This is a genomic window from Nocardioides maradonensis (genome assembly GCF_054777115.1).
The window spans coordinates 1-1,297 of the sequence record NZ_BAAHAZ010000047.1; the positions used below are offsets into that span (position 1 = coordinate 1).

At 67.1% G+C, this 1,297-nt stretch carries 1 protein-coding gene; it reads right to left on the reverse strand.

All coding sequences use genetic code 11. The features are described 5' to 3' along the window. Nucleotides 1-17: 17 nt before the first annotated feature. On the reverse strand, nucleotides 18-1,085 hold the full coding sequence (locus tag ACYVAQ_RS23350; RefSeq protein WP_460793012.1) for an IS110 family RNA-guided transposase: 1,068 nt from the start codon (nucleotides 1,083-1,085) through the stop codon (nucleotides 18-20). Nucleotides 1,086-1,297: the final 212 nt, after the last annotated feature.

Genomic DNA, 1,297 nt, shown 5'->3' on the forward strand with positions numbered 1-1,297 from the left:
CATGCGTTTCTCCTATGTCAAGCAGCGGCCGCGAGTCCGGTCGCGGGTGCTGCTTGATCGGTCATCAGGTGGTTGAAAACGACTCGTGCGAGCCGTCGCTTCAGGCAGCGCAGGGCCTCTGGGGTGGACATGCCCTCGGCCTTCTTCTTCTGGTAGTAGGTCTTGCCCAAGCCATCGAGTCGGATCTGGGTCACGGCGATGCGGTGGATAGCGGCGTTGAGCTGTCGGTTACCTGATCTGGTGAGCCTGACCCGGCCCTTGGTACTACCCGACCAGACCGGGATCGGCGCGATCCCGGCGTGGCGAGCGAACGCGGCCTCGGACTTGAAGCGCGTGACTCCGGCGGCCTCGCCGACCAGCTTGGCCGCAGTCAGCGCGCCCACCCCAGGCATCGCCAACAACGTCGGCGCGGCAATCGCGACCAGGGCTTCGATGCGCTTTGCGTAGGCGTTGATCTTGGCGGTGTACTCCACGATCTCCTCGAGTTCCTCGCGCGCCAGCTCAGCCACGATCCCGGGCACATCCGCGAGCCGGCCCGCGAGGATCTGCTGGTGCTTGGCCAGGTCCAGCGATCGCGCCGGCGGCGCCCAGGCAGGGTCCAGCTCGTGGACCCGCCACAGCAGCTGGTTGATCGTCGCGGTGCGACGTTTCACCAGGTCATCGCGCCGATCCACCAGCAGCTTCAGCTCACGGGAAACCTCATCATGGGTAGCGACCGGCAGGTCCGGCTCGCGCAGTGCGGCACGGGCGACCGCGGCCGCGTCGATCGGGTCGGACTTCCCGCGAGTGCGGGCGATGCGACGCTGCTCGGCCATCATCTTCGGCGGCACCCGCACCACCGACTGCCCAGCGGTCAGCAAGTCACGCTCAAGCCGCGTCGAGAGGTGCCGGCAGTCCTCGATCGCCCACAACACCTCATCCCCGAACCGCTCACGCACCCAACGCACCGCGGCATGGTGGCCCGGCGTGGTCGCGTCGAACGTCTTGTGTCCGAGCTCGCGACCGGCCTGGTCGACCGCGACGAACGTGTGCGTCCGCTTGTGTACATCGGCCCCAACGACAACCATGGTGGCTGCCTCCTTCACTGCTGAGTGACTGGACGGTTGGGCCGGTCGGCGGACACATCTCAGTGGGGGCGTCGCCACGCTCCTATCAAGTCACGCCGGCCGGCTCCTTCACACCCGATGCCGGCAAAACGCATGCGCGCCAGTCCGAAGACGGCACCGAGGCTATGAGCCAGACACCGGGTGATCAGGATCCAACCACCGCCGGAGCGGTGCCATCACCCTGACACTGA